A 25,607-nucleotide genomic window follows, 5' to 3' on the forward strand; every position below is an offset into this window, starting at 1 on the left:
TTAGGGTTTAACCCTATCAACACAACACATGCCTTAATAAGAACGCACTTTCGGCGGGAAGGCGGGGCGTAGCTTAGGTTGCATGTTTACCTCACGGCGGGTCATGCTTTCAGTGTCTGGCAAATACAGCGAGTGGCACAGCCAGTTCGCATCATCACGTTCTGGGAAGTCGAAGCGACTATGCGCGCCACGGCTTTCGGTACGGAAGTTTGCTGACACAGCGGTGGAAAACGCGGTTTCCATCAGGTTATCCAATTCCAAACATTCAATACGTTGGGTATTGAACTCACTGGAAGTGTCATCCAGACGGGCATTTTGCAGACGTTCACGGATAACTTTCAGTTCTTCCAAGCCGTTTGCCATGGCATCACCTTCACGGAAGACCGAGAAGTTATTCTGCATGCAGGCTTGTAGTGCTTTACGGATCTCAACTGGGTCTTCACCTGAACGGGTGTTATTCCAACGATTCATGCGATCGAGTGAAGCTTCAATATCTGAATCGCTAGCATCGCGGCTGGCACCCTGCTCCATCAATGACTCTTGCAGATGCATGCCAGCAGCGCGACCAAATACCACCAGGTCCAGTAATGAGTTGCCCCCCAAACGGTTTGCACCATGGACGGAAACACAGGCAATTTCACCGACAGCGAACAGACCAGGGATTACAACATCTTCACCCTTTTCATTTACGGTGATCGCCTGACCCGTCACTTTGGTTGGGATCCCGCCCATCATGTAATGGCACGTTGGGATCACTGGAATAGGTTCTTTGACTGGGTCGACGTGGGCAAAGGTACGTGATAACTCCAGAATACCCGGCAGACGGGACTCCAGCACATCTTTACCTAAGTGATCCAACTTCAGTTTGGCATGTGGACCCCAAGGACCATCACAACCACGGCCTTCACGGATTTCGATCATAATGGAACGTGCCACTACGTCACGACCCGCCAAATCTTTGGCGTTCGGGGCATAACGTTCCATAAAGCGCTCGCCGTGCTTATTCAGCAAATAACCGCCTTCGCCACGGCAGCCTTCTGTGACCAGTACCCCTGCACCGGCGATACCGGTCGGGTGGAACTGCCACATTTCCATATCCTGCACGGGTACACCCGCACGCAGTGCCATACCAACACCGTCACCGGTATTAATGTGCGCATTGGTGGTGGATTGATAAATGCGCCCCGCTCCGCCTGTTGCCAATATCGTTGCACTAGCTTTGAAATAAACCACTTCACCGGTTTCAATGCAGATAGCGGTACAGCCAACGAAAGCCCCGTCCTGATTCTTCACTAAATCCAAGGCATACCATTCAGAAAAAATGGTGGTGTGGTTTTTCAGGTTTTGCTGATAAAGGGTGTGCAGCAGTGCATGCCCTGTACGGTCAGCCGCCGCCGCAGTACGTGCGGCTTGCCCACCGCCAAAGTTCAGCGACTGTCCACCGAATGGACGCTGATAAATGCTGCCATCGTCTAAACGGGAGAAAGGTAACCCCATGTGTTCCAGTTCCAGAACCGCTTCTGGGCCGGTTTTACACATATACTCGATAGCGTCTTGGTCACCGATATAATCAGAACCTTTGACGGTGTCATACATGTGCCATTCCCAGTTGTCTTCGTGGGTATTACCCAAGGCAACGGTAATACCGCCCTGTGCAGACACGGTATGAGAACGAGTCGGGAAAACTTTAGATATCAGGGCGCAAGACAGCCCCATTTGGGAAATTTGCAGCGCGGCGCGCATACCTGCACCACCTGCACCAATAACAACAGCATCAAACTCTCTGACCGGCAGTTTCATTTAAGCACCCCACACCACAATTGTTCCATATAAGAGGTAGACCAGCAGCGTAACCACGACGGCAAGTTGCAGCACCAATCGGATCGCTAGTGGTTTTACATAGTCCGTTAACACCTGCCACAGACCAATCCAAGCGTGAGCCAGAATCGACAGTAATGTCAGCAGGGTAAATACTTTTGTGATGTGCGAAGCGAAGAAGCCACGCCAGATTTCATAGGTGATATCTGGGACGATAATCACGAAGCCCAGAATATAAAGAATATATAGAGTGATGACGATTGCAGAAGCACGCAGTAACAGCCAGTCGTGTACTCCATTACGCCCTAACGCAGAAGCATTGCTTACCATACGAGGACTCCAGCTAAAACTGACAGCACCAAGGTTAACACCATTGTTACTTGGGCGGAGCGGGTCCCCGCAGCCAAGCTCTCTTCGATATAGCCAAAATCCATCAGCAAGTGGCGGATGCCACCGCAAACGTGATAGGCCAGCGCAGTGAGTATTCCCCAGAAGATGAATTTAACAATAAAGCTATTCATGATCGCCGCAGCTTGCATGAATCCATCTTGCGAGGAAACAGACAAACCTAACAGCCAGAGGAGGATACCAACGGCAACGAAAGTCATTACGCCAGAGACGCGGTGTAAAATGGACGCTATCGCAGTAACAGGAAATCGGATCGTTTGCAGATCCAAATTGACAGGTCTTTGTTTTTTCACGTTTTTGCCCACACAGCTCTTATTTTAATTTCCATCCTCCGGGCCTGGGCGGGGATCAGACAGCGTCAAGAGTTTAAACCCTTCACATCACACATTTGGCATAACATCCTGAATGCTTCATGGCGTGTTTTTATAACGCTGGGTGCTCCTACTTCAGGGTAATCCGGAGACCTGGCGGCAGTATAGGGGGTTCACATTCTTATTACAATTCCCACACAATCTGATTGGGAACATTTCCCCTGAACAGTGATTAGGATCACGATTTACATAATTTACATAAAATTAATTATCTGATTTGACAAAGAATAAACATTTAACTTACAACTAGTGTCGAAATAGGTCATATCATTCACTAAAGGTCTACGTATACACTTCCCCATAAGCCTGAGTTATGTAACAGTGTAATGAATGAATATCCCCATACAAATCGTAGGCACTAAATTATAAAAGATAAGAATCTGACAAATCGTTAACAACTTAATTACATACCTGTTAATCCAACTCATCGGATCGCGGGCTGCATTGGTGAGATACTCTGTACCCTACGTCGCATGCTTGATCCAAAAAAATTTGGCGAATGTAGTAAGACCGAAAAATAACGAACCCCTACGAACTTACGCTGATAAGTTAATCGGATAAGTGAAAACGGTGACTTACTCGGCAACGTCAAATCTGAAGAGTAAACGATGAATTAAACAGAGCAGTGCTGCCTGTCAGGTAAATAGGCTATTTTAGTTGTTAGAGGTTTTAAAATAAGCGCTAAGGAGACTGTAAATGGCTAATAAAAAGGCGACGCTGAATCTAGAAGGCGAAGCTGCGATCGAACTGGGCGTGCTATCCCCAACCCTCGGCACTGACGTTATTGACGTCCGCACCTTAGGTTCGAAAGGTTATTTTACCTTTGACCCCGGTTTTACCTCTACCGCATCCTGCGAATCAAAAATCACTTACATTGATGGTGATGAAGGCATTCTGCTGCACCGTGGCTTCCCGATTGCCCAGTTGGCAAAAGAATCTACCTATTTGGAAGTTTGCTACATTCTGCTGTATGGCGAAACACCGACGGCTGAAGAGTACGAAACGTTCAGAACCACGGTCACCCGCCATACCATGATTCACGAGCAGATTACCCGTCTGTTCCACGGTTTCCGCCGCGATTCACACCCAATGGCAGTATTATGTGGTGTTACAGGCGCACTGGCTGCCTTCTACCATGATGCGCTTGATGTGAATAACGAACGCCACCGCGAAATCACCGCCTTCCGTCTGCTGTCCAAAATGCCGACCGTTGCCGCGATGTGCTACAAATACTCGCTGGGTCAGCCTTTTGTTTATCCGCGTAATGACCTGTCGTATGCCGGTAATTTCCTGCACATGATGTTCTCCACGCCGTGTGAAAAATACGAAGTCAATCCAGTGCTAGAGCGCGCGATGGATCGCATTTTCATTCTGCATGCTGACCATGAGCAAAACGCGTCGACTTCAACAGTGCGTACCGCAGGTTCTTCAGGTGCGAACCCGTTTGCGTGTATCGCCGCGGGTATCGCCTCTTTGTGGGGGCCAGCTCACGGTGGTGCAAACGAAGCTTGCTTGAAGATGCTGGAAGAGATCAAAAGCGTAGAACACATTCCTGAATTCATCCGCCGCGCGAAAGACAAAAATGACTCTTTCCGTCTGATGGGCTTTGGTCATCGTGTGTACAAAAACCACGACCCACGCGCGACCGTTATGCGTGAAACCTGTCATGAAGTGCTGAAAGAGCTAAACCTGAACGACAACCTGCTGGAAGTCGCGATGGAGCTGGAGCGTATCGCACTGAACGACCCGTACTTCATTGAGAAGAAACTGTACCCGAACGTAGACTTCTATTCAGGTATCATCCTGAAAGCGATGGGGATCCCTTCTTCCATGTTTACGGTGATGTTCGCGATTGCCCGTACCATCGGCTGGATTGCTCACTGGAATGAAATGCACGATGACGGCATTAAAATCGCTCGTCCGCGTCAACTTTATACCGGTTACGCTGAGCGTGATTTTAAAAGCCAATTAGAGAAGTAAGCCGATTGATGCTTGCTAGAAGAAACGCCACCGTTAGGTGGCGTTTTTATTGATCTCGACTAGTGAATGGCCCCGCCGGAGATATGCAAATCATGCTCAATTTGCAACGCGACTGATATCGCTAACTCCAAGGCTATCAATACCGATTGCGTCGACATACTTGGCGCACCAGGATGAGCCACCGCCTGCTCTGGCAAATAAGGGATATGAATAAATCCCCCTTTTACATCGCTATTCATCTGATTCAATCGATGCAATAGGCCATACATCACGTGGTTACAGACATAAGTCCCTGCTGTTTGAGAAACCGAAGCCGGTATCCCCGCATCACGTATCCCTTGCACCATGGCTTTTATCGGCAAACGGGTAAAATAGGCCGCTGGGCCATCTTCAACGATGGGCTGATCGACCGGTTGATGACCCAAATTGTCCGGAATTCGTGCATCATCAATGTTAATCGCAACACGTTCGATAGTAATATCGGCCCGTCCCCCAGCCTGACCAATGGCTAACACGAGTGTGGGTTGAACATCGTCCATCGCGGCATTTAGTGCGGTGAGTGCTTCGCCAAAAGCACAAGGTAGTTGGCGGGCCACCACTCTGACCCCACCCAACATTAAATCATTCAGCTGCTTAACCACTTCCCACGAAGGATTCACTCGCTCTCCGCCAAAGGGCTCAAACCCAGTAATAAGTACGCTTTTCATTGGCTCTCCTAGAGGAACATCAGGAAATAGAGCAAAAATACGTTCACTATTAATAGCGTAACGCCGGTCGGTATCTGTGCTTTGATCACCGCGTTTTTATCTGGTAATTCCAACAAGGCAGCAGGAACAATATTAAAGTTGGCCGCCATTGGCGTCATCAATGTACCGCAGTAACCGGAGAACATCCCGATCGCGGCCATTACCGCCGGATTGCCGCCATGTTGTAACACCAAGATAGGAATACCGATACCCGCCGTCACAATAGGGAATGCGGCAAACGCATTGCCCATAATCATGGTGAGCACTGCCATGCCAATAGCATAGACGGCGACGGCGACAAAGCGATGATCAACAGCCAGATACTCTTGAGTCAGGTGTGCAATGGCGGTGCCGACACCGGCCGTGGTAAACAGCAAGCCCAGTGTTGCCAGAATCTGCGGCAAGATAAACGCCCAGCCAATCGAGTCCAGCAAGCGCCGAGCCTCCTGTACCGGTTGCGCAGCCGTCTCATGAGTCATGACCACCGCAATGATTAAGCCCAACACACAGCCCACCGTCATTGAGAACAAAGTAACTAAGGTCGCGTGATTACCCGCACCAAACAGCCATAAATCCAAGGCAGGAATGTTATTAAACAGCAAGACGCCAATGACCGTGACCACTGGGATCGTCAACGCAGGAATAAACAGCCGGTTACCGAGTCGTTTAGCGCTCACTTCACGCTCTTGCGGTGTCCGCTGATGGTAGCTACCGAGTTTTACGCCACCAAAGCCCGCAATCAGCGCCATCACGATCACCACGAGGCCGACAGTAATATGCAAGATGCGCTTCTCATCTGGCCCTTCGCCGCCCAATGCATTCGCTAAACGGTAAGTCCAGTCGCCCACCAAGAAAACCAGCCCGTACAGCCCCCAGAACAAACCTGTCGTGAAGCGGCGGGGGTTGGCTTTATCCCGAAATGACATCACCGCGACCATCAGTAAAACGACACCAGCTAGCCAGTATAAATATTGTTGTTGGAAGATCATTTGGCATCTCCCTTAGTGGCCAAGGCAGCGTCATTCAGTGCAGTGAGTTCAGCAGCGAGATGTTTATCCAAACGTTGCAGGCGATAAGCGTGAATCAAGAAAGCACAAATGGCTGTCGGTATCCCCCATAGTGCGATATGTAGCGGCTCGGTCTGAATGCCACCTGACTCCAGCATAAAGTTATGCATGAAGATAATGGCACCGAAAGCGACAAAGATATCTTCACCGAAGAACAGGCCAACGTTATCTGTTGCCGCAGACATCGCCCGCAGGCGATAGCGCACTTTTTCGGGCAACTCACCGTAACGGGTTTTCGCTGCCCCTTCTGCCATAGGAGCCAGCAATGGCCGTACCATTTGCGCGTGACCACCAAGGCTGGTTAAACCCAGCGCTGCCGTACCTTCGCGCACAAACAGATACACAATCAATAAGCGGCCAGAGGTGGCACTTTTAATGTGCGAAATCCACGCCTGAGCACGCTCTTTCAAGCCGTGCCGCTCCAGCAAACCGATCACAGCCAGAGGTAAGAGCAAAATCAGCGGTAGGTTACGGGTATTAAGAAAACCCTCACCCAGTTTTTCTAGGATAGTGGCGATGGGCATAAACGCTGCCAGACCCGTGATGATACCGGCAGAAATCACCACTAACACCGCGTTGATGCGCAGTAAAAAGCCAATAACAATTGCCGCGATACCGATCAGCGGCCACATATTTACCGTTTGTTCCAAGGTGACTCTCCTGTCATAAATAATTTTAATGTCATAAATGCAAAGGGGTAATACTCTGCCGCTCGGGCTCAGCGGTTATGATTGTGATTGCCCAACGATGATTGTAATTGCCAACAATGGCGTTTCTTTCACTTAACGACTACGCGACGACTTGCGCTTTACTGCGCAGAAACCAAAATATTTTCCTGCTGAAAACTGCTGCGTAAACGACGGGCAAAAGCCAAAGCATGAGCGCCATCGCCATGTACACAAACGGTATCAGCCTGTACAGCAACCCAAGTGCCATCACGGGCTTGAACCTGATGACGTTGCACCATGGCTAAGGTTTGTGACAACGCCATTTCGTCACTTTCAATCAACGCATCTGGCTGACTACGCGGGACTAAAGTGCCATCGGGTAGATAGCGTCGATCGGCGAACACTTCCTGCCGAGTCACTAACCCTGTCCGTTGACCTGCGCGGATTAATTCGCTGCCCGCCAGCCCAACGAGGCGTAATGATGAATCGACAGCTTTAACCGCCTGAGCAATGGCATCGGCCAGTAAGGGGTCAACCGCAGCTTGGTTGTACAACATGCCATGGGGTTTTACATGCTGCATCACGCCCCCTTCAGCCTTCACGATAGCCGCAAGGGCACCCAACTGATAAATCACTTGGGCATAAACCGTTTCGGGGGGAAGTTGCATGGCAGTGCGACCAAAATTCTCTCGGTCGGGAAAACTTGGGTGTGCACCAATAGCAACACCGTATTCGATGGCCCAACGCACTGATTGACGCATAGTTTGCGCGTCACCCGCATGGAAACCACAAGCGATATTGGCTGAACTCACCAACTGCAACAAGGCCTGATCATTGGTGCAGCCTTCCCCTAAATCCGCGTTTAAATCAATGTTCATTTGGCCTCCGTGGCATCGAAACCTTTCTGCAAACTCCACTCAACTTGTTGCAAGAAATGCTGTTGTTCTGATTTGGCACGCAGTGCATCTTCAGCGGTACAAGGGATAAAATGCACCGGTTCACCGAGTCGAATTTGGGCTAAATGGTAGAGATCGGCTTCGATCACACAGGCAATACGTGGGTAACCGCCCGTCGTTTGTGCATCTGCCATCAGTACAATCGGTTGGCCGTTATGCGGCACTTGTACCACGCCGGGCAATAAACCGTGAGATAGCATTTCACGCGAGGTCGTGCGAGATAACTCGCGGCCGGTCAGTCGATAACCCATCCGGTTACTTTGCGGGCTAAGTTGCCATGCTTCACGCCAGAAAGCCCCTTGCGACACATCGTCAAATTCATGATATTCCGGCCCGGGTACGGCTCGAACACGATTCCCAAATAGCAGTTGTTTGATGCCGACGGATTCACGTGGTAAACGAGTGGCTTTCCCTAATGGCAGCTTATCGCCTTCTTTGATCAGTCGTCCTTGATAACCGCCAAAACCCGCTTTAAGGTCTGTACTGCGCGACCCCAACATTTCGGGCACATCAATACCACCGGAAATAGCCAGATAACTGCGCATCCCACGGTGTGGCACACTGAGTTTTAACTGTTGCCCTGACTTCACCGGATAACGCCAGCCTGTCCATAACAACTGATCATCGAGCCTCGCATCACAACCGGCCCCCGTCAGAGCGATCCAACCTGATTGGGTAAACTCCGCCGTCAATTGGCCGAGTGTCACCTCCAGCCCTGCGGCATCTGCATCGTTCCCCACCAGCATGTTTGCCATCTGCATCGCAGGTAAATCCAGCGCTCCACCCTGACTGATCCCTAACCGACGAAAACCACCACGGCCACTGTCTTGTACCGTGGTGTAAATGCCTGCACGAATAATCTTCAGCATACGCCCTCCTTTAAAGGCAGAAAGCGCACATTATCCCCAGGTCGTAGCAGGGTTGGCGGCATCTCTAGCGGGTTAAATAACGCCAGTGAGGTACGGCCGATTAACTGCCAACCACCGGGCGTGGCCAACGGATAGATACCGGTCTGGCTACCACCAATACCTACCGAACCAGGGGCAACCACCAAACGTGGTTCGGCACGCCGCGGGGTCGTCAACTGTTCTGGCATACCGCCCAAATAGGAAAAGCCCGGCTGAAATCCTAGGAAATAGACGATGTAACTCGCCCCTGCGTGGCACTCAACCACCTGACGCTCGCTCATGCCGGTATGGCGCGCCACATCAGCCAGATCAGGACCCGCTTCGCCGCCATAAATCACTGGAATAGTGATATCACGAGACTCAGGGATTAATGATTCGCTCTCTTCCCACCAACGCTGGAGTTTTTCGATGGCATCCAGTGCGGTACTTTGCGGATCAGCCAGCAACAAGGTCAGATTGTTCATGCCGGGGATCGCCTCAAGGATATCGGGGTGATGAATAAGGCGATCAGCCAGCCCCCAAATCCGCTGCTGGCTCGTTAACGTTATCGGTGGTTCCAGTTCCAGAACCACCGCACTTTCTCCAAGTAAATAGCATCGTGCTCGTTGCACTCACGTCTCCCTGATCAATTTGTATTTTTGGTTTTCATTTTTATTTGGATAACTAACAGTTATAAGTACATATTTATGCGGTAGCACATAGCCGCTGTCAATAGAGGTGAATTTAGCGCTAGTGAGGAGTAGCCTTAGTTTATGAAGGGCTAATGGCACATAAGAATGAGGGTAGATGGAATGATAACAGCCATGCACCAATGAAAATCATCAGTGCATACTGCATAAATGCGGCAAATAATGGGTTACGCGGGGTTAGGAATATCGATAAAAATAACGTCGAGTTGATGCTCAGACGCTAACCATTCGCCCAACGCTTTGATACCGTAACGCTCAGTCGCATGATGCCCCGCAGCATAAAAATTCACCCCCATCTCACGGGCAATATGGATGGTTTGCTCAGAAACCTCGCCAGTGATAAAGGCATCCACGCCAAACTCAGCGGCTTGCTGAATAAAGCCCTGCCCACCACCACTACACCACGCAATACGTCGTATATCAGCCGGTGCATGATCGCCACAATGTAATACGTCACGGCCCAGCAATTTTTCCAGCCGCTCGCGCAGAATCACTGCATTTAGCGGGGTATCAAACTCGCCATAGGGCAAAAGGGGTTCAATTTCCCCTAATACCCGAATGCCCAGTAACTTTGCCAGTTGCGCGTTATTGCCCAATTCTGGGTGTGCATCCAGTGGCAAATGATAGCCATACAGATTAATGTCGTTAGTCAGTAACGTTTTTAGGCGGTTGCGTTTCATGCCGCGTACCACCACGGGTTCATTCTTCCAGAAGTATCCGTGATGGACCAAAATAGCATCGGCTTTCTGTTCCACGGCTGCGTCCAACAGTGCTTGGCTAGCCGTCACACCGGTCACAATACGTCGTACTTCTTGACGCCCCTCAACCTGTAACCCATTAGGGGCATAATCCTGAAAGGCTGCCGTATTAAGCTTGTCATTCAGTTGAGTTTCTAGTTCAGTATTACGCATGACGCCGATCCTTACATCTGGGTTATCGTATTGATATTTTAAAATAAAAAAATCGCATTATAGGGAGAAGGAAACCCCCCCTGCCATGATCAGTGAAAGAGCATGGCTAGAACTGCTGGCGATCCCCTTGCTCCATCAGAATAAAATTTACCCCCATATCATTACCAGCCTGCAACTCAGTGGCGATGGTTTGACGGACATCTTGCCCTTGCTGTAATGAGGGTTTTATATGGCTAATCACTACCGGCAATCCTTTTAATGGCTGCCCTTCACCACTGTATTTTTCTAAATTTTTCAATTCTTTCAGTAACCACTTTGGCGTCATATGGCCGTACAACTTGCTATCACTGGCAGCGTTAGGATAAGAGACTTCGATAATCATCCCTTTGAGTTGCTGCTGTTTGACCTTCTCTGCCAGCTTACGCCAGACAGTATCCAGATTTTTTGACTTCTCAATCTCATCTGGACCGGTATCACCAAAATAAGCGAACGCATTGTTATTGCTACTCACCAGTAGCATTGATGAGGGAGACTTATCATGGCTGAGTGGATACATTTCGCCTGTTAGTCGGGTCAGCCCCAAGCTCAGCGACTGAGCAGGTCGCACGAGTTGCATTCGGTATGTCCCTAAACGAGTCCCACTGCCACTGTCAGTGAAATTAGGCCAGACGCGCCAGTTAAAATAGTAGTTTCTCAGCACATCAATGGTATCAGCCGAGGCATAAATCGTTTTCTTACTGTCATCCGGTGAACCAATAATCAATCCAGAGACATGGTCAAGGTGGGCATGACTAATAAAGTAACTATTAATGCGTTGGCGGAAAATATAGCCCTGCCGCGTTAATGGCGCGGCCATTTCGTCGGTAATATCAGGGAAGCTGCCTTTCTCTAACGCTTTGGCGATACCCGGCAACACTGACCCGGCATCCAAGGCCAAATACAAGGGTTGGCTATCATCACGAATCAGATAAGAGGTCAAATTGCCATCAGTGACGCCCCCTTCTACGCCAAGTGCCACTACCTCAAAGCCTGCCGTCGCCAGCGAACTGAATAAACCAAAGGAGGCAACCAACCCCACGTTCAGAGCTTTTTTCGTCACATTATTGGCGCGTAACAGGGAATTACCCGAATAATTCATTAAAAACATGAAGGCTCCTTGTGGTTAGGGATCCTTGCTGCCATCCCGCTTAGCGGCGTCAAATGCCGCGAGTGTAGCCAATCTGGCCTGCTTATGATCCACCAGCGGTGGGGGATAATTGAGCTGTTGCTGCTGTTGTTGTGCCCAACGCCAAGGTTGGTGAATATCACTGTCTGGCACCGAGGCCAGTTCTGGCAACCAACGGCGAATAAACGTGCCGTCTTTATCAAAGCGCTCTCCTTGCGTGGTGGGATTAAAAATCCGAAAGTACGGCGCTGCATCCGTGCCGGTTGAGGCTGCCCATTGCCAGCCACCATTATTGGCCGCTAAATCGCCGTCCAACAATTGGGACATAAAATAGCGTTCGCCGAGTCGCCAATCGATAAGCAGATCTTTAACCAAGAAACTGGCACTGATCATGCGCAGACGGTTGTGCATCCAGCCAGTTTCATTCAGTTGCCGCATCGCGGCATCAACAATAGGATAACCCGTCTGCCCCTGTTGCCAGGCGATTAATTGCTGTTCTGAGTCATTCCATCTTACTGCATCAGTCCAGCCAATAAAGGGGTGGTGTTGGCATAAACGAGGATAGGCCACCAATAAATGGCGATAAAACTCACGCCAGATCAACTCATTAAGCCAAGTAAACGCGCCACTGTCGCTGTTTTCCAATAGGTCAGGGCATTCCGCTCTTAGACGGTTAAAACATTGGCGGGGCGAGAGTATTCCCAGTGCCAGATAAGGTGACAAGACACTGGTCCCCTCCACGGCGGGCAAATCTCGCTGCCGCAGATAATCCTGAACCTGCTCACGACAAAATCGACGTAGGCGCTGCAATGCAGCTTCTTCACCCGCTGGAAATAGTTGGTTATCAACCGGTTGCTGCGGGTAATCAAAGGGGGCGAGAGGTTGTGCCGTGAGGGTAGCTGCATTTTGACGCGCTTTAGGGGCGGGGACACAGCGGCAGTCACTCATCATCAAACGCTGAATAAAAGCGCGACGAAATGGGGTAAATATTTTGTACATCTCATTGTTGCCAGTCTGTACGCTCCCCGGCGGCAGTAGCACGCTGTCATGGAAACGGTGGCAAGCAATCGACAAACGATGAAGCTGTGTCATGAGCGCGTCATCTCGCCGCTGCTCGTTTAACTCATACTGTTGATTAAAAAATAGCGCATCGACCTGTTGCTGCTGGCAAAAATCGGCTAGCCAGTTTATCGAATCCTGAAAATCATCACATTGATGATAATGCAGCGCTATACCTCGTTCGGCGAGCGCGGTCTGTAAAAGTTGCAGATTTTGCCACAGGAATGTCGCTTGCCTTGGCGCCATATCATGAGCAGCCCATTGCGCAGGGGTCGCAATAAATACCGCCATTACGGTGGCTTGCGGATCCTGACAGGCAGCATGCAGGGCTAAATTATCCGTCACGCGTAAATCATGGCGAAACCAGACCAAATGCGTTGCCATACCTTATCCTTGAGGTGAATAAAACGTGAAGTAGTGCTGCCCCGATAAATACTCATTCGGGAACTCAGCCAGATAAGCCATTATCTGCGCGATTGGGGCACTCAAAGGTAATTCACCTAGCCGATATTGGTCGATAAGCTGCGCCAGCGCCTGACGTTGAGTTGAGCTGAGATAGGGCCGGAAATAGCCCTGTACATGCATTAACACATTAGTATGGTTCGCGGCGGTGGGTTGATGTGACAGCAAATGCAGTAGACGTTGGCGGTACTCGGTAGTGAACTCAATGAGCGACGGCCATTTATCCATTGCAGCAATAAAAGGGCCTATTTCTCGGTATTCTGGCTGCGAATGAGCCAGCAGCACCAATTTGTAGGCACTATGAAATGCCATCAGTCCCCCCCGAGTGATACCTGCCGCACACAAGGCATCTAATTCATCGCGCGCATGGCAATATTCACGGCTGTGTGCCACCTGATTGCTTTGTTGCATCCTCGCCTCCCTCTGCCTGATGTTTTTAACTTAACCCTAATCATCATAACAGCTATAACCGCTGTCGCCGAAGTACGAGGATATTGGGTGATTTCTTGACTTATCAGTGCAATAACGCGAGCAATAAAAAGCCCGCGAGCGTTAACTCACGGGCTAGCTGTTTGATTGTGCATTGACCACCGCAAAATGCGGGGTTTTAGCTATCAATAAAAATCTTGAGCGGCCATTTCAGACTGTGCCAACCAAACCGGTTTATCACTGGTTTTCGCCCAAACACGGTGCAGATAGCTATAAAAACGGGCACGGTCTTTACGGAAAATCATCACTGGCAATGCCAGTAACCCAGCCAAAATCACTGCGCAACGGCGCAGGAGAACTTGATGTAATGGGTATGCGTTGTACAGGGACATAACAATCCTCCTCTAAAAACGCCTTCGTGTAGTGGGTGGCCCGAGTGTTCGGTGAGCCAATTTACCCTGTGGCGCTGAAAGTAAAATAAGATAATTGGAAACTGGACAAAATTTTACCGCATTGGTTGAAAGTTTACCACTCATCCGACCACTTAATTTGCATAAAATCTGATAAAAAAAGCCACTTCTGTAATTTTGTTACAGCGAGGTTAATTTAAAAACAATCGTTCGTTACATCAGCGTTATCGGTTCTCTAGCAATCGACAAATTGAATGTCATCCGCCAATCAATACTCCATTAGCGGAGCAACATTGCTCTCCCATTTTGTCATCAGAATAATTTACACCCGATTTGTGATGCTTTTTTGACCGTTTTTATACTTTTTTTACACGCTTCCCCACTCTTTTATCAAGAACTTTTCACCCAACTTCCTAAGCTGCTGTTATCAGACAACTAGCCATCACATTGATGGGCTATCAAAAATATGGACTGCGGAGGTGTATGGTGAATTTTGGCATCATGGGTGGTGCGCTGCTGGTTCTACTGCTGCTCGGGTATTTGGTTTATGCCCTGTTTAATGCGGAGGACTTTTAAATGGCAGCGTCAGGATTTCTGCTTATCGCCAGTTTCATGCTGGTGCTCTTGGTGCTGTCCCGCCCATTGGGCAGTTTTTTAGCGCGAATCATTGAAGGCGAACCTTTTGCGCCGTTACAAAAAATTGAGGCTGGTTTATGGCGTTGTAGTGGCGTCAAAAATGAGGAAATGAATGGTTGGCAATATGCGCTAGCGATCCTCTGTTTTAACCTGTTGGGTATTGTCTTGCTTTTCGTGTTGTTGATGGCGCAAGGTACGTTGCCGCTAAACCCTGAAAATATGCCGGGTATGTCTTGGCATCTGGCCCTGAACACGGCGGTGAGTTTTGTCACTAATACCAACTGGCAAGCCTATAGCGGTGAAAATACACTCAGCTATTTAAGCCAAATGGCAGGGTTGACCGTACAAAACTTCCTCTCTGCGGCCACCGGTATCGCTGTCGCTTTCGCCCTCATCCGTGCCTTTGCTCGTCATTCGGCGACCACACTGGGTAATGCGTGGGTCGATTTAGTGCGTATCACCTTATATGTCTTATTGCCTATAGCGCTCATTATCGCACTGATCATGGTTAGTCAGGGCGTCTTGCAAAACCTGGAAGGCTACCAACACATCATCACATTAGAGGGGGTTAGCCAAACCTTACCGATGGGGCCAGTGGCATCGCAAGAAGCCATCAAGATGCTGGGCACTAACGGGGGCGGCTTCTTTGGCGCCAACTCGGCACATCCGTTTGAAAACCCAACCGCATTGACTAACTATGTGCAAATGCTCGCCATCTTCCTGATCCCCTGCGCCCTGTGTTTTGCTTTCGGGCAGGTGGTGGGCGATAGCCGCCAAGGCCATGCGCTTATCTGGGCCATGTCGCTTATCTTCATCGTCGCGGTCGTGGTGGTGATGTACGCAGAATCAGCCGGTAACCCGCATTTAATGCAGTTCGGTGCTAATAGCAATATCAATATGGAAGGTAAAGAATCCCGATTCGGCATCCTCTCCAGCAGTATGTATGCCGTGGTGACGACCGCCGCCTCTTGTGGTGCAGTCAATGCGATGCATGACTCCTTTACTGCGCTGGGTGGCATGGTGCCGATGTGGCTGATGCAAATTGGGGAAGTGGTATTCGGCGGTGTCGGTTCGGGTTTGTACGGCATGCTGCTGTTTGTGCTGCTGACGGTCTTTATTGCCGGATTGATGATTGGCCGTACGCCTGAGTATCTCGGCAAAAAAATTGACGTCTTCGACATGAAGATGACTGCGCTGGCCATTCTGGTCACCCCAACAGTCGTGTTGCTTGGCACCGCGCTGGCACTCTGCACCGATGCGGGCCGTGCTGGCATTCTCAACCCCGGCGCACACGGATTTAGCGAAGTGCTCTATGCCCTATCCTCTGCGGCAAACAACAACGGTAGCGCCTTTGCTGGCCTAAGTGTCAACACACCGTTTTATAACCTGCTGCTCGCCGTCGCGATGTTCTTGGGCCGATTCGGCGTCATTCTGCCGGTGTTAGCGATTGCCAGCTCATTGGTCACGAAGAAACGGCAACCCGCGGGTAATGGCACCCTGCCCACCTTTGGGCCGCTGTTTATCGGTTTGTTAGTTGGAACCGTGTTATTGGTCGGCGCATTGACCTTTATCCCAGCACTGGCCCTCGGCCCTGTCGCTGAGCACCTGCAAATCTGGTTACCTCGTTGATGACTCTACCCGCTGTCATTGACGTTGTAGGCCGCACGCTAGCCCTGTGGTTCTAGGTACTAACGGTATCGCTAAGAGAGAAGAATGATGACTCACAAACAACGCGCGATTTTTGAACCGGCACTGGTTCGCACAGCGCTGATTGATGCCATAAAGAAACTGGACCCGCGCGTCCAGTGGCGTAATCCAGTGATGTTCGTGGTGTATTTGGGCAGTTGGCTGACGACACTTATCTGGCTGGCCATCTTAAGTGGGCAAACTACCGGTAGCGCCAGTTTTACCGGCAGCGTCGCTTTGTGGCTATGGTTTACCGTGCTGTTTGCCAATATGGCGGAAGCCTTAGCGGAAGGGCGCAGTAAAGCACAAGCTGAAAGTCTACGCGGGGTGAAAAAAACCAGCTGGGCTAAAAAGTTGTCCGCCGCCCGTATGGACGCGCCACAGGAAAGCGTCTCAGCCGACAGCTTGCGTAAAGGTGATTTAGTGCTGATCGAGGCCGGTGATACCGTGCCATGCGACGGTGAAGTGCTGGAAGGTGGTGCTTCAGTCGATGAAAGCGCTATTACCGGTGAATCCGCACCGGTTATCCGCGAATCTGGTGGCGATTTCTCTTCGGTGACAGGGGGGACTCGCGTGCTATCGGATTGGCTGGTGGTGCAGTGCAGCGTCAACCCAGGTGAAACCTTCCTCGATCGAATGATTGCCATGGTTGAAGGCGCAAAACGGCGTAAAACGCCTAACGAAGTGGCACTGACCATCTTGCTGGTGGCACTGACGATTGTCTTTTTACTGGCGACGGCGACCCTGTATCCGTTCTCCGTATTCAGCGTTGAAGCCAATCATGCCGGTGATCCGGTAACTATTACGGTTTTGGTGGCGCTACTGGTTTGCCTGATCCCGACCACGATTGGTGGCTTGTTGTCCGCCATTGGGGTGGCGGGTATGAGCCGCATGCTGGGGGCCAATGTGATCGCCACCAGCGGTCGCGCTGTAGAAGCCGCCGGTGATGTGGATGTGTTGCTGCTGGATAAAACCGGCACCATCACACTGGGTAACCGTCAAGCCTCTGAGTTTTTACCGGCACCGGGTGTGACCGAACAACAACTGGCAGATGCAGCGCAACTCTCTTCACTGGCCGATGAAACGCCCGAAGGCCGCAGCATTGTCGTATTGGCGAAACAACGCTTTAACTTGCGTGAACGTGATTTGCACAACTTAAACGCCACCTTTGTGCCCTTCTCGGCGCAAACACGGATGAGCGGCGTCAATGTGCAGGACAGGATGATCCGCAAAGGCGCGGTCGATGCCATTCGTCGCCATGTAGAATCCAATGATGGCCACTTCCCACGCGCTGTCGATGATGCGGTAGAAAGTGTTGCTCGCACAGGCGGCACACCATTAGTCGTGGCTGATGGGGCACGGGTGCTTGGCGTCGTGGCGCTGAAAGATATCGTCAAAGGCGGCATCAAAGAACGTTTTGCTGAACTGCGCAAAATGGGCATCAAAACCGTGATGATCACCGGTGATAACCGCCTAACCGCGGCGGCCATTGCAGCCGAGGCGGGTGTGGATGATTTTCTGGCAGAAGCAACACCGGAAGCCAAACTGGCATTGATTCGTCAATATCAGGCAGAAGGTCGCTTGGTGGCAATGACGGGTGACGGCACCAACGACGCTCCTGCGCTGGCACAGGCTGATGTGGCTGTGGCGATGAACTCAGGGACTCAGGCTGCCAAAGAAGCAGGCAACATGGTGGATTTGGATTCAAACCCCACCAAGTTGATTGAGGTGGTGCATATCGGGAAACAGATGCTGATGACTCGTGGTTCCCTGACCACGTTTAGTATCGCCAACGACGTCGCTAAATATTTCGCTATCATCCCCGCCGCCTTTGCGGCGACCTATCCGCAACTTAATGCGCTGAACGTGATGCAACTACATTCACCCGCATCAGCCATTTTGTCAGCGGTAATTTTTAACGCATTGGTGATTGTGTTCCTGATCCCATTGGCGCTTAAAGGCGTCAGCTATAAGGCGATGAGCGCCGCCGCTTTGTTGCGCCGTAATCTGTGGATCTATGGATTAGGTGGACTGTTAGTGCCTTTCGTCGGTATCAAACTGATCGACTTGGTGCTCACGGCGTTAAGTGTCGGCTAATTGTGCCTCTTTTATTGTGGTCATAACCCGTTAAGTGGTTACAGCAAGTTAAGTGGCCGCAGCAAGCTCACGCTGTGGCCTGTTTTAAGTTCTATATTGAGGGAATAAAAGATGTCATCAACCATCAATGTGTCATCTACCGCACGCCAATCTTACTTACGGCCTGCCCTAGTACTCCTTATTTTGCTGACGCTAATCACCGGCATCGCTTACCCATTGCTCACCACCGGGCTGGCAAATATCTTGTTTTCCCACCAAGCTAAGGGATCGCTCGTCATGTTGGATGGCGAAGTGGTCGGTTCGAGTTTGATCGGCCAAAACTTTACCCAACTCGGCTATTTTGTTGGCCGTCCGTCTGCGACGGCGGATATGCCTTATAATGCACTGGCTTCAGGTGGCAGCAATCTGGCGATTAGCAACCCCGCACTGGATCAGGCGATTCGTGAGCGAATTCAGCAACAGCGTAAAGCTAACCCGACGCAAACGGGTCCAGTGCCGGTTGATCTGGTCACCGCTTCTGGCAGTGGCCTAGACCCCAGCATTTCTCTGGAAGCGGCGTATTATCAAGCGCCTCGTATTGCTAATATCCGCCAGATGCCGTTATCTGAGGTCAAGCAATTGATTGATAGCAGCGTAGAGAAAGCCACACCGAATTTCTTCGGTGAATCAGTTGTTAATGTGCTCAAACTGAATATGACATTGGATACCCAAAGTCACGTGTCAGTACAGACCAACCCGACCAAACCTTAAGGACCTAAGATGGTGGATGCAGAACCAACCCGCCCAAATCCCGACAGCTTACTGGCAGTCGCCAATGAAAAGTCCCGTGGCCGGCTGAAAGTTTTTTTTGGCGCTTGCGCTGGGGTGGGGAAAACCTACGCCATGTTGCAAGAAGCCCAGCGGTTACGTGCTCAGGGCTTGGATGTACTGGTTGGTGTGGTCGAAACTCATGGACGTAGCGAAACTGCCGCCTTGTTGACAGGGTTAGCCCAGCTACCACCAAAACGCATCCACCACCGTAACCGTCAGGTCCGTGAGTTCGATCTTGATGCCGCTCTGGCACGCCATCCGGCACTAATCCTGATGGATGAGTTAGCACACAGTAACGCCCCCGGTTCCCGCCATCCCAAACGCTGGCAAGATGTCGAAGAACTGCTTGATGCTGGCATTGATGTGCTAACGACCGTGAATGTGCAGCACTTAGAAAGTCTCAATGATGTGGTGGGCGGCGTAACGGGGATTCGAGTGCGGGAAACCGTCCCCGACCATATGTTTGATGAAGCCACAGAGGTGGTATTGGTTGACCTGCCCCCTGATGATCTGCGCCAGCGCTTAAATGAAGGGAAAGTGTACATTTCGGGTCAGGCGGAACGCGCCATTGAGCATTTCTTCCGCAAAGGTAACTTAATTGCCCTACGCGAACTGGCTTTGCGCCGGACCGCCGATCGGGTTGATGACCAGATGCGCGCTTTCCGTGACACTCAGGGGCGCGAGCGCGTCTGGCATACTCGCGATGCCATCTTGCTGTGTATCGGTCACAACAGCGGTAACGAAAAACTGGTGCGCACGGCTGCTCGACTGGCCGCCCGATTAGGGTGTGTCTGGCATGCCGTGTATGTGGAAACCCCGCGCTTGCACGGTTTGCCAGAAGCGCGTCGTCGGGCAATATTGCGTACGCTGAAACTGGCGCAAGAGTTAGGCGCAGAAACCGCCACGCTGTCTGAACCTCAAGAAGAAAAAGCGGTATTACGCTACGCCCGTGAGCATAATTTAGGCAAAATCATTATCGGCCGTCGGGTCGAAAAACAGTGGAAGCTGCGTGGCAGTTTTGCCGATCGCCTCGGCAAATTAGGGCCCGATCTGGATTTAGTGATTATCGCGTTGGAAGATGACCGTGCCGCCAATGTAACGAAAGAAAGCGATTCACGTAGCTTCACGGAAAAGTGGCGGATGCAGTTGCGTGGTTGTGTCGCAGCCATCGGCTTATGTGCACTGATTACCGTTCTATCGCAGTGGTTGATACCCGGTTTCGATCAAGCCAACCTAGTGATGGTTTACCTGCTCGGCGTGGTCATTATTGCCCTATTCTATGGCCGCTGGCCTTCGGTATTCGCGGCGGTGATCAATGTCGCCAGTTTCGATCTGTTTTTTGTGCAGCCGCACTGGTCTTTAGCAGTCACTGATGTGCAATATCTGGTGACCTTCGGAGTGATGCTGATTGTGGGGATCGTGGTCGGTAATCTCACTGCGGGCGTGCGCTATCAAGCCAGAATTGCCCGTTATCGTGAGCAACGCGCCCGACATTTATATGAGATGTCGCGAGGATTGAACCGCGCCCTCACCCCTGCGGATATTGCCAAAACCAGTCGTCATTTTCTCTCGAGCAGTTTTCAGGCTAAAACGGATTTGTTGTTACCGCAAGAAGATGGCCGTTTGCAGCAAATCGCCACCGATGAGGGCAACACCCTTTCTGTTGACGAGGCCATTGCCCGTTGGAGTTTTGATAAAGGCGCACCCGCTGGCGCAGGGACGGATACCTTACCGGGCGTGCCTTACCAATTACTGCCACTGACAGCCGCGAAACAAACCTTTGGTGTACTGGCGATAGAACCGGCTAATTTGCGCCAATTGATGGTGCCGGAACAGCAGCGTTTACTGCAAACCTTTACCAGTCTGATCGCCAATGCGCTGGAAAGGCTGCATCTGGCCCGCAGTGCTGAATTGGCTAAATTGGATGCCGAACGGGAGCAACTGCGTAATTCACTGCTTGCCGCGCTGTCACATGATTTGCGCACCCCACTGACGGTGCTATTTGGGCAGGCAGAAATACTGACGCTGGATCTGGCGGCTGAAGGATCACGTCATGCCCCTCAGGCTAACCAAATTCGTCAGCAGGTACTGAGCACCACTCGGTTGGTCAACAATTTACTGGATATGGCGCGTATTCAATCCGGCGGTTTTAGTCTGCGTAAAGAGTGGCAATCATTAGAAGAAATTGTTGGCAGCGCATTGCATCTACTGGAAGCGACGCTGAGTCATAACCAAATTCGTGTCGAGTTACCGGATGAAATGGTGCTGATCAATTGTGACGGTAGCTTGCTAGAGCGGGTATTCATCAATTTACTCGAGAATGCTCATAAATATGCAGGCTATGATGCCTTGTTGGGTATTCGAGCGGTCGTCCAAGGCGAATGGCTCAATATCGAAGTCTGGGATAATGGCTCTGGCGTCGCGGTGGGGCAAGAGCAGCTAATTTTTGATAAATTCTCTCGCGGTAACAAAGAGTCAGCGATCCCCGGTGTGGGTTTAGGACTGGCCATTTGCCGTGCCATCATTGATGTACACGGCGGGCGTATTTGGGTTGAGAAAAACGCAGAGGGGGGGGCCAGCTTCCACTTTACCTTGCCGTTGGAAGCCGCGCCGGATATTGATGCTGATAATGTTGATATCGAGTACATTGATACAACAAAGAATGAGAAATAAGACAGCCTAATGATCGTAGGCGAAAGGAGTAGCTATCACCCCGACGAATATCCTTATCGTTGAAGACGAAAAAGAGATCCGCCGCTTTGTGCGTATAGCGCTGGAGGGCGAGGGCTGGCGAGTATTTGAGAGCGATACTCTTCAACGAGGCTTGATTGAAGCGGGTACGCGTAAACCGGATCTGATCATTTTAGATTTGGGCCTACCCGATGGTGATGGCCTAACTTACATTCAGGATCTTCGTCAGTGGAGCGCGATTCCGATTATCGTGCTATCGGCTCGTAGCAATGAAGAAGACAAGGTTCTGGCACTGGATGCGGGGGCGGATGACTATTTAAGTAAACCCTTTGGCATTAGCGAATTATTGGCCCGTGTGCGAGTGGCATTACGCCGTCACAGTAGTGGCAGCCAAGAAAGCCCATTGGTCAATTTTGCCGATATCAGCGTGGATTTGATTAACCGCCAAGTCACCCGTTCTGGTGAAAGTTTGCACCTCACTCCCATTGAGTTTCGCTTACTCTCCGCATTGATAGCCAATGCGGGTAAGGTGATAACACAACGCCAGTTACTCACCCAAGTCTGGGGACCCAATTATGTTGAACACAGCCATTATTTGCGCATTTACATGGGCCATTTACGCCAGAAATTAGAAACAGATCCCACTCGCCCCAAACATCTATTGACTGAAACAGGTGTTGGCTATCGATTCATTTTTTAGGTAGGCAAAGGGGATCTCAGCGCGTAACATCGTATTTTTATTGTAGAAATGGATTTATCGTGATGAGTACATGGCTAATTTACGCCCTGCTGTCTGCCCTCACCGCCTCTCTGGTGGCCATTTTCGGTAAGATTGGTCTGCAACATTTGGATGCCAATACGGCCACTGCTGTACGTGCTGTGGTCATGGCACTGTTTCTCGTCGGTGTGGTGGTGGTTCAGGGGAAATTTAATCTGGTTGGCGCGGTGCTGGCAGATAAGAAAGCCCTCTTGTTTGTGGTGCTGAGTGGCGTTGCTGGGGCATTATCTTGGCTGTTCTATTTTATGGCCATCAAGAACGGCAATGTTTCGCAGGTCGCCCCCATTGATAAGCTTAGCGTCGTTTTCGCCGTGATATTGGCCTTTATCCTTTTCGGCGAGAAGATTTCGCTGGTGGCGGGATTGGGCGTCGCCTTAATTACCGCCGGTGCGTTGATGGTGGCATTAGGCTGATTTTCGTGAATTGAGCACAACAAAAAAGGCAGCACATAGGCTGCCTTTCAATCACATAGCTATTGCTGATTATTTAGCGCCAGCCAGCACATCACTGACAATATCGACCGCTTCCCGCTCTATCTTTTCGCGATGCTCTGCGCCAAGGAAACTTTCACAGTAAATTTTATACGCTTCTTCCGTGCCTGATGGACGAGCAGCGAACCAACCGTTATCCGTCATCACCTTCAACCCACCAATTGATGCACCATTACCCGGTGCGGTGGTTAAACGTGCAGTGATTGGGTCACCCGCCAGCATACTCGCACTCACCATTTCAGGTGACAACTTAGACAGGGCATTCTTCTGTGCTTGCGTTGCCGGAGCCTGAATACGGTTATAACTTGGCGCACCAAAACGTTGTGCTAAATCATCGTAATGATGTTGTGGGTTCTTGCCAGTCACAGCGGTGATTTCTGCCGCCAACAGACACATGATGATGCCGTCTTTGTCGGTCGACCAAGGAGTGCCGTTAAAGCGCAAGAAAGAGGCCCCTGCACTCTCTTCACCACCAAAACCAAAGCTCCCATCGTGCAACCCATCGACAAACCATTTGAAACCAACGGGCACTTCGACCAGCTTACGGCCCAGATCTGCCACCACTCGGTCAATCATCGCACTGGACACCAGCGTTTTACCCACCGCCACATCAGCGCCCCATTGAGGACGATTTTGGAACAGGTAATTAATTGATACCGCGAGATAATGATTTGGATTCATCAAGCCGGCTGGGGTCACAATGCCATGACGGTCGTAATCAGGATCATTGGCAAAGGCTAAATCAAATTTATCACGCAGTGCCAACAGACCGGCCATCGCTGATTCTGACGAGCAATCCATGCGGATCACACCATCGTGATCAAGATGCATAAAACGGAAGGTTTGATCGATAGAATCATTAACTAGCGTCAAGTCCAACTTATAGTGCTCACCGATGCGTTGCCAGTAAGCAATACCTGAGCCCCCCAAGGGATCAACACCTAACTTCAAACCTGCACGTTGAATCGCGGGGATATCGACCACATCGACCAACCCTTCAACATACGGCTGAATCAAATCTTGCTCACGCAGATGGTTACCGCGCCACGCTTTATCCAGCGTTTGACGCTTAACACCGTCTAGCTTCAAAGCAAGCAGCTGATTAGCGCGTTTTTCGATGACGGAGGTCAGATTGGTATCGGCTGGGCCGCCATTCGGTGGATTATATTTGATACCACCATCTTCGGGCGGATTGTGGGACGGTGTGATAACAATGCCGTCCGCCAAGGTATTACCCTTAACGTTATGGCACAAAATGGCATGCGAAATAGCGGGCGTAGGAGTGAAACCGTTGTCTTGCTGCACCACAACATCGACACCATTTGCCGTCAGCACTTCCAATACCGAAATAAACGCCGGTTCAGATAATGCGTGGGTATCTTTACCCACATAACACGGACCCGTAATGCCGTGTTGGTGACGAACTTCGGCTATTGCCTGTGCGATAGCCAGAATGTGTGCTTCATTAAAACTGTGGCGTACTGCACTGCCACGATGCCCAGAAGTGCCAAACTTGACGGCATGGGCTGGGTTTTCTGCATCCGGCTGCAACACATAGTATTGCGAGGTCAACTGAGCAACATTAATCAAATCGCTTTGCTGAGCCGCTTGCCCAGCACGAGGGTGGTTAGCCACAATCACTACTCCCTATATACCCGTTATCTTTCGAAGTGCAGAATATGTTAGCCGCAATCATTCACAGCCCGTCTGTATTTTGAAATCTATCAAGTATAGTTTCAACGAAATTAGATAGTTCCACACACTTTATCAGCCAAATCTTGTGGGAACTGCATAGCCAACATGATGTGTTGCACCATGCTGCGTTTACGCTCGGTATTGGTATTGGTGATTACCCAGTATGGTGTACCAGGAACATGTTTGGGTTTGGTATGCGTCCCATTTTGCAATAATGTTTGCTGATCACCGGCAAAATAAACCCGAGTACGGCCATGTAATGATTCTGTCGCCTCAGAAAATGCCTGAGCATCTAGGGTATAGAGTGTTGATAGCACTAGCATAAAGCGGTTAACCGCTCGGCTTTGCTCGGCATACTCATCGGACAGCAGTAATTCGCGCACAGCACGAACCCGATCCCGTGGTGCTGGTGCGACCGCCACTTTCACCCCATCATGGCTAGCTGTTGAGCTAACAACCGGCTGGCCCGCAGTAAACTTCAGCATACGTCGCAAAATATCAGACGCGCTCTCACCAATGTGTTGCGTGTGACTGGCAATATAGCGATAAAGCTCTTCGTCGAGTTCAATAGTTTTCATCATTATCCAGTACAGTTTTCAACTTTCTTATGCATATCGGGGGATTATAAAGTTAAAGCACGCTGACGAGTACCTTTATCATGGCTTTAGCGGGATAA

At 50.5% G+C, this 25,607-nt stretch carries 24 protein-coding genes; 8 read left to right on the forward strand and 16 right to left on the reverse strand.

Annotation, left to right across the window (positions count from 1 at the left end; translation table 11 throughout):
- Nucleotides 1-33: 33 nt before the first annotated feature.
- From sdhA to sdhC, 3 genes are read right to left on the reverse strand one after another with little or no spacing between them, the layout of a single operon-like run.
- A complete protein-coding gene (gene sdhA / locus DA391_RS15605) occupies nucleotides 34-1,800 on the reverse strand; it encodes a succinate dehydrogenase flavoprotein subunit (protein WP_019209278.1) in 1,767 nt (588 codons plus the stop codon).
- Nucleotides 1,801-2,148: a succinate dehydrogenase membrane anchor subunit gene (gene sdhD / locus DA391_RS15610; RefSeq protein ID WP_019209277.1), complete on the reverse strand. Its 348-nt coding sequence runs from the start codon at nucleotides 2,146-2,148 to the stop codon at nucleotides 1,801-1,803.
- A complete protein-coding gene (gene sdhC / locus DA391_RS15615; protein WP_019209276.1) occupies nucleotides 2,142-2,531 on the reverse strand; it encodes a succinate dehydrogenase cytochrome b556 subunit in 390 nt (129 codons plus the stop codon). The genes sdhD and sdhC overlap by 7 nt, the downstream gene beginning before the upstream one ends.
- Before the next feature lie 762 nt (nucleotides 2,532-3,293).
- Between sdhC and DA391_RS15620 the strand changes: the two genes are divergently transcribed.
- Complete coding sequence (locus DA391_RS15620; protein WP_050082484.1) at nucleotides 3,294-4,577, forward strand: citrate synthase; 1,284 nt, start codon at nucleotides 3,294-3,296, stop codon at nucleotides 4,575-4,577.
- 59 nt (nucleotides 4,578-4,636) lie between these two features.
- Here the strand turns inward: DA391_RS15620 and pcp are convergent, their stop codons facing one another.
- The 11 genes from pcp to DA391_RS15675 all read right to left on the reverse strand — a co-directional run bounded on the left by pcp (nucleotide 4,637) and on the right by DA391_RS15675 (nucleotide 14,029).
- A complete protein-coding gene (gene pcp / locus DA391_RS15625) occupies nucleotides 4,637-5,284 on the reverse strand; it encodes a pyroglutamyl-peptidase I (RefSeq protein WP_050874374.1) in 648 nt (215 codons plus the stop codon).
- An 8-nt stretch (nucleotides 5,285-5,292) separates the two neighbouring features.
- Nucleotides 5,293-6,312 (reverse strand): DUF979 domain-containing protein, encoded by a 1,020-nt coding sequence (locus DA391_RS15630; RefSeq protein ID WP_019209273.1) that lies wholly within the window; start codon nucleotides 6,310-6,312, stop codon nucleotides 5,293-5,295.
- Complete coding sequence (locus DA391_RS15635) at nucleotides 6,309-7,040, reverse strand: DUF969 domain-containing protein (RefSeq protein ID WP_050082480.1); 732 nt, start codon at nucleotides 7,038-7,040, stop codon at nucleotides 6,309-6,311. The genes DA391_RS15630 and DA391_RS15635 overlap by 4 nt, the downstream gene beginning before the upstream one ends.
- Nucleotides 7,041-7,198: 158 nt before the next feature.
- A complete protein-coding gene (gene pxpA / locus DA391_RS15640) occupies nucleotides 7,199-7,936 on the reverse strand; it encodes a 5-oxoprolinase subunit PxpA (protein WP_057644595.1) in 738 nt (245 codons plus the stop codon).
- Entirely contained in the window at nucleotides 7,933-8,883 is a 951-nt protein-coding gene (gene pxpC, locus DA391_RS15645; protein ID WP_108087938.1) for a 5-oxoprolinase subunit PxpC, read from the reverse strand. Before pxpC ends, pxpA begins: the two co-directional genes overlap by 4 nt.
- Complete coding sequence (gene pxpB, locus DA391_RS15650; RefSeq protein WP_050082474.1) at nucleotides 8,877-9,533, reverse strand: 5-oxoprolinase subunit PxpB; 657 nt, start codon at nucleotides 9,531-9,533, stop codon at nucleotides 8,877-8,879. The genes pxpC and pxpB overlap by 7 nt, the downstream gene beginning before the upstream one ends.
- Nucleotides 9,534-9,778: 245 nt before the next feature.
- Nucleotides 9,779-10,522 (reverse strand): type 2 GTP cyclohydrolase I, encoded by a 744-nt coding sequence (locus DA391_RS15655; protein WP_050082472.1) that lies wholly within the window; start codon nucleotides 10,520-10,522, stop codon nucleotides 9,779-9,781.
- A 106-nt stretch (nucleotides 10,523-10,628) separates the two neighbouring features.
- Nucleotides 10,629-11,660, reverse strand: coding sequence for an MBL fold metallo-hydrolase (locus tag DA391_RS15660; RefSeq protein ID WP_226722946.1), 1,032 nt, complete (start codon nucleotides 11,658-11,660; stop codon nucleotides 10,629-10,631).
- Between the two features lie 24 nt (nucleotides 11,661-11,684).
- The gene (phrB, locus tag DA391_RS15665; protein ID WP_108087939.1) at nucleotides 11,685-13,130 is read right to left on the reverse strand and encodes a deoxyribodipyrimidine photo-lyase; all 1,446 of its coding nucleotides are present in this window, start codon (nucleotides 13,128-13,130) and stop codon (nucleotides 11,685-11,687) included.
- Between the two features lie 3 nt (nucleotides 13,131-13,133).
- On the reverse strand, nucleotides 13,134-13,619 hold the full coding sequence (locus DA391_RS15670) for a YbgA family protein (RefSeq protein WP_050082467.1): 486 nt from the start codon (nucleotides 13,617-13,619) through the stop codon (nucleotides 13,134-13,136).
- A gap of 203 nt (nucleotides 13,620-13,822) precedes the next feature.
- Nucleotides 13,823-14,029, reverse strand: a complete 207-nt coding sequence (locus DA391_RS15675; protein ID WP_019209264.1) for a YbfA family protein — start codon at nucleotides 14,027-14,029, stop codon at nucleotides 13,823-13,825.
- Between the two features lie 501 nt (nucleotides 14,030-14,530).
- Between DA391_RS15675 and DA391_RS15680 the strand changes: the two genes are divergently transcribed.
- The 7 genes from DA391_RS15680 (at nucleotide 14,531) to DA391_RS15710 (ending at nucleotide 23,158) form a co-directional block, all read left to right on the forward strand.
- The gene (locus tag DA391_RS15680) at nucleotides 14,531-14,623 is read left to right on the forward strand and encodes a K(+)-transporting ATPase subunit F (protein ID WP_050082466.1); all 93 of its coding nucleotides are present in this window, start codon (nucleotides 14,531-14,533) and stop codon (nucleotides 14,621-14,623) included.
- A complete protein-coding gene (gene kdpA, locus DA391_RS15685) occupies nucleotides 14,624-16,312 on the forward strand; it encodes a potassium-transporting ATPase subunit KdpA (protein WP_050082464.1) in 1,689 nt (562 codons plus the stop codon).
- An 87-nt stretch (nucleotides 16,313-16,399) separates the two neighbouring features.
- The gene (gene kdpB / locus DA391_RS15690) at nucleotides 16,400-18,466 is read left to right on the forward strand and encodes a potassium-transporting ATPase subunit KdpB (RefSeq protein WP_108088290.1); all 2,067 of its coding nucleotides are present in this window, start codon (nucleotides 16,400-16,402) and stop codon (nucleotides 18,464-18,466) included.
- Between the two features lie 111 nt (nucleotides 18,467-18,577).
- Entirely contained in the window at nucleotides 18,578-19,216 is a 639-nt protein-coding gene (gene kdpC, locus DA391_RS15695) for a potassium-transporting ATPase subunit KdpC (RefSeq protein ID WP_050082462.1), read from the forward strand.
- Between the two features lie 9 nt (nucleotides 19,217-19,225).
- Complete coding sequence (kdpD, locus tag DA391_RS15700) at nucleotides 19,226-21,949, forward strand: two-component system sensor histidine kinase KdpD (protein WP_050082460.1); 2,724 nt, start codon at nucleotides 19,226-19,228, stop codon at nucleotides 21,947-21,949.
- A gap of 34 nt (nucleotides 21,950-21,983) precedes the next feature.
- The gene (kdpE, locus tag DA391_RS15705) at nucleotides 21,984-22,667 is read left to right on the forward strand and encodes a two-component system response regulator KdpE (protein WP_050082459.1); all 684 of its coding nucleotides are present in this window, start codon (nucleotides 21,984-21,986) and stop codon (nucleotides 22,665-22,667) included.
- A 62-nt stretch (nucleotides 22,668-22,729) separates the two neighbouring features.
- Nucleotides 22,730-23,158: an EamA family transporter gene (locus DA391_RS15710; RefSeq protein WP_004875614.1), complete on the forward strand. Its 429-nt coding sequence runs from the start codon at nucleotides 22,730-22,732 to the stop codon at nucleotides 23,156-23,158.
- 69 nt (nucleotides 23,159-23,227) lie between these two features.
- Here the strand turns inward: DA391_RS15710 and pgm are convergent, their stop codons facing one another.
- Both pgm and seqA read right to left on the reverse strand, forming a co-directional pair.
- Entirely contained in the window at nucleotides 23,228-24,871 is a 1,644-nt protein-coding gene (gene pgm / locus DA391_RS15715) for a phosphoglucomutase (alpha-D-glucose-1,6-bisphosphate-dependent) (protein ID WP_050082456.1), read from the reverse strand.
- A 110-nt stretch (nucleotides 24,872-24,981) separates the two neighbouring features.
- A complete protein-coding gene (gene seqA, locus DA391_RS15720) occupies nucleotides 24,982-25,509 on the reverse strand; it encodes a replication initiation negative regulator SeqA (protein ID WP_050082455.1) in 528 nt (175 codons plus the stop codon).
- Nucleotides 25,510-25,607 lie beyond the last annotated feature (98 nt).

The sequence above is a fragment of the Yersinia massiliensis genome (genome assembly GCF_003048255.1).
Lineage (GTDB): Bacteria > Pseudomonadota > Gammaproteobacteria > Enterobacterales > Enterobacteriaceae > Yersinia > Yersinia massiliensis_A.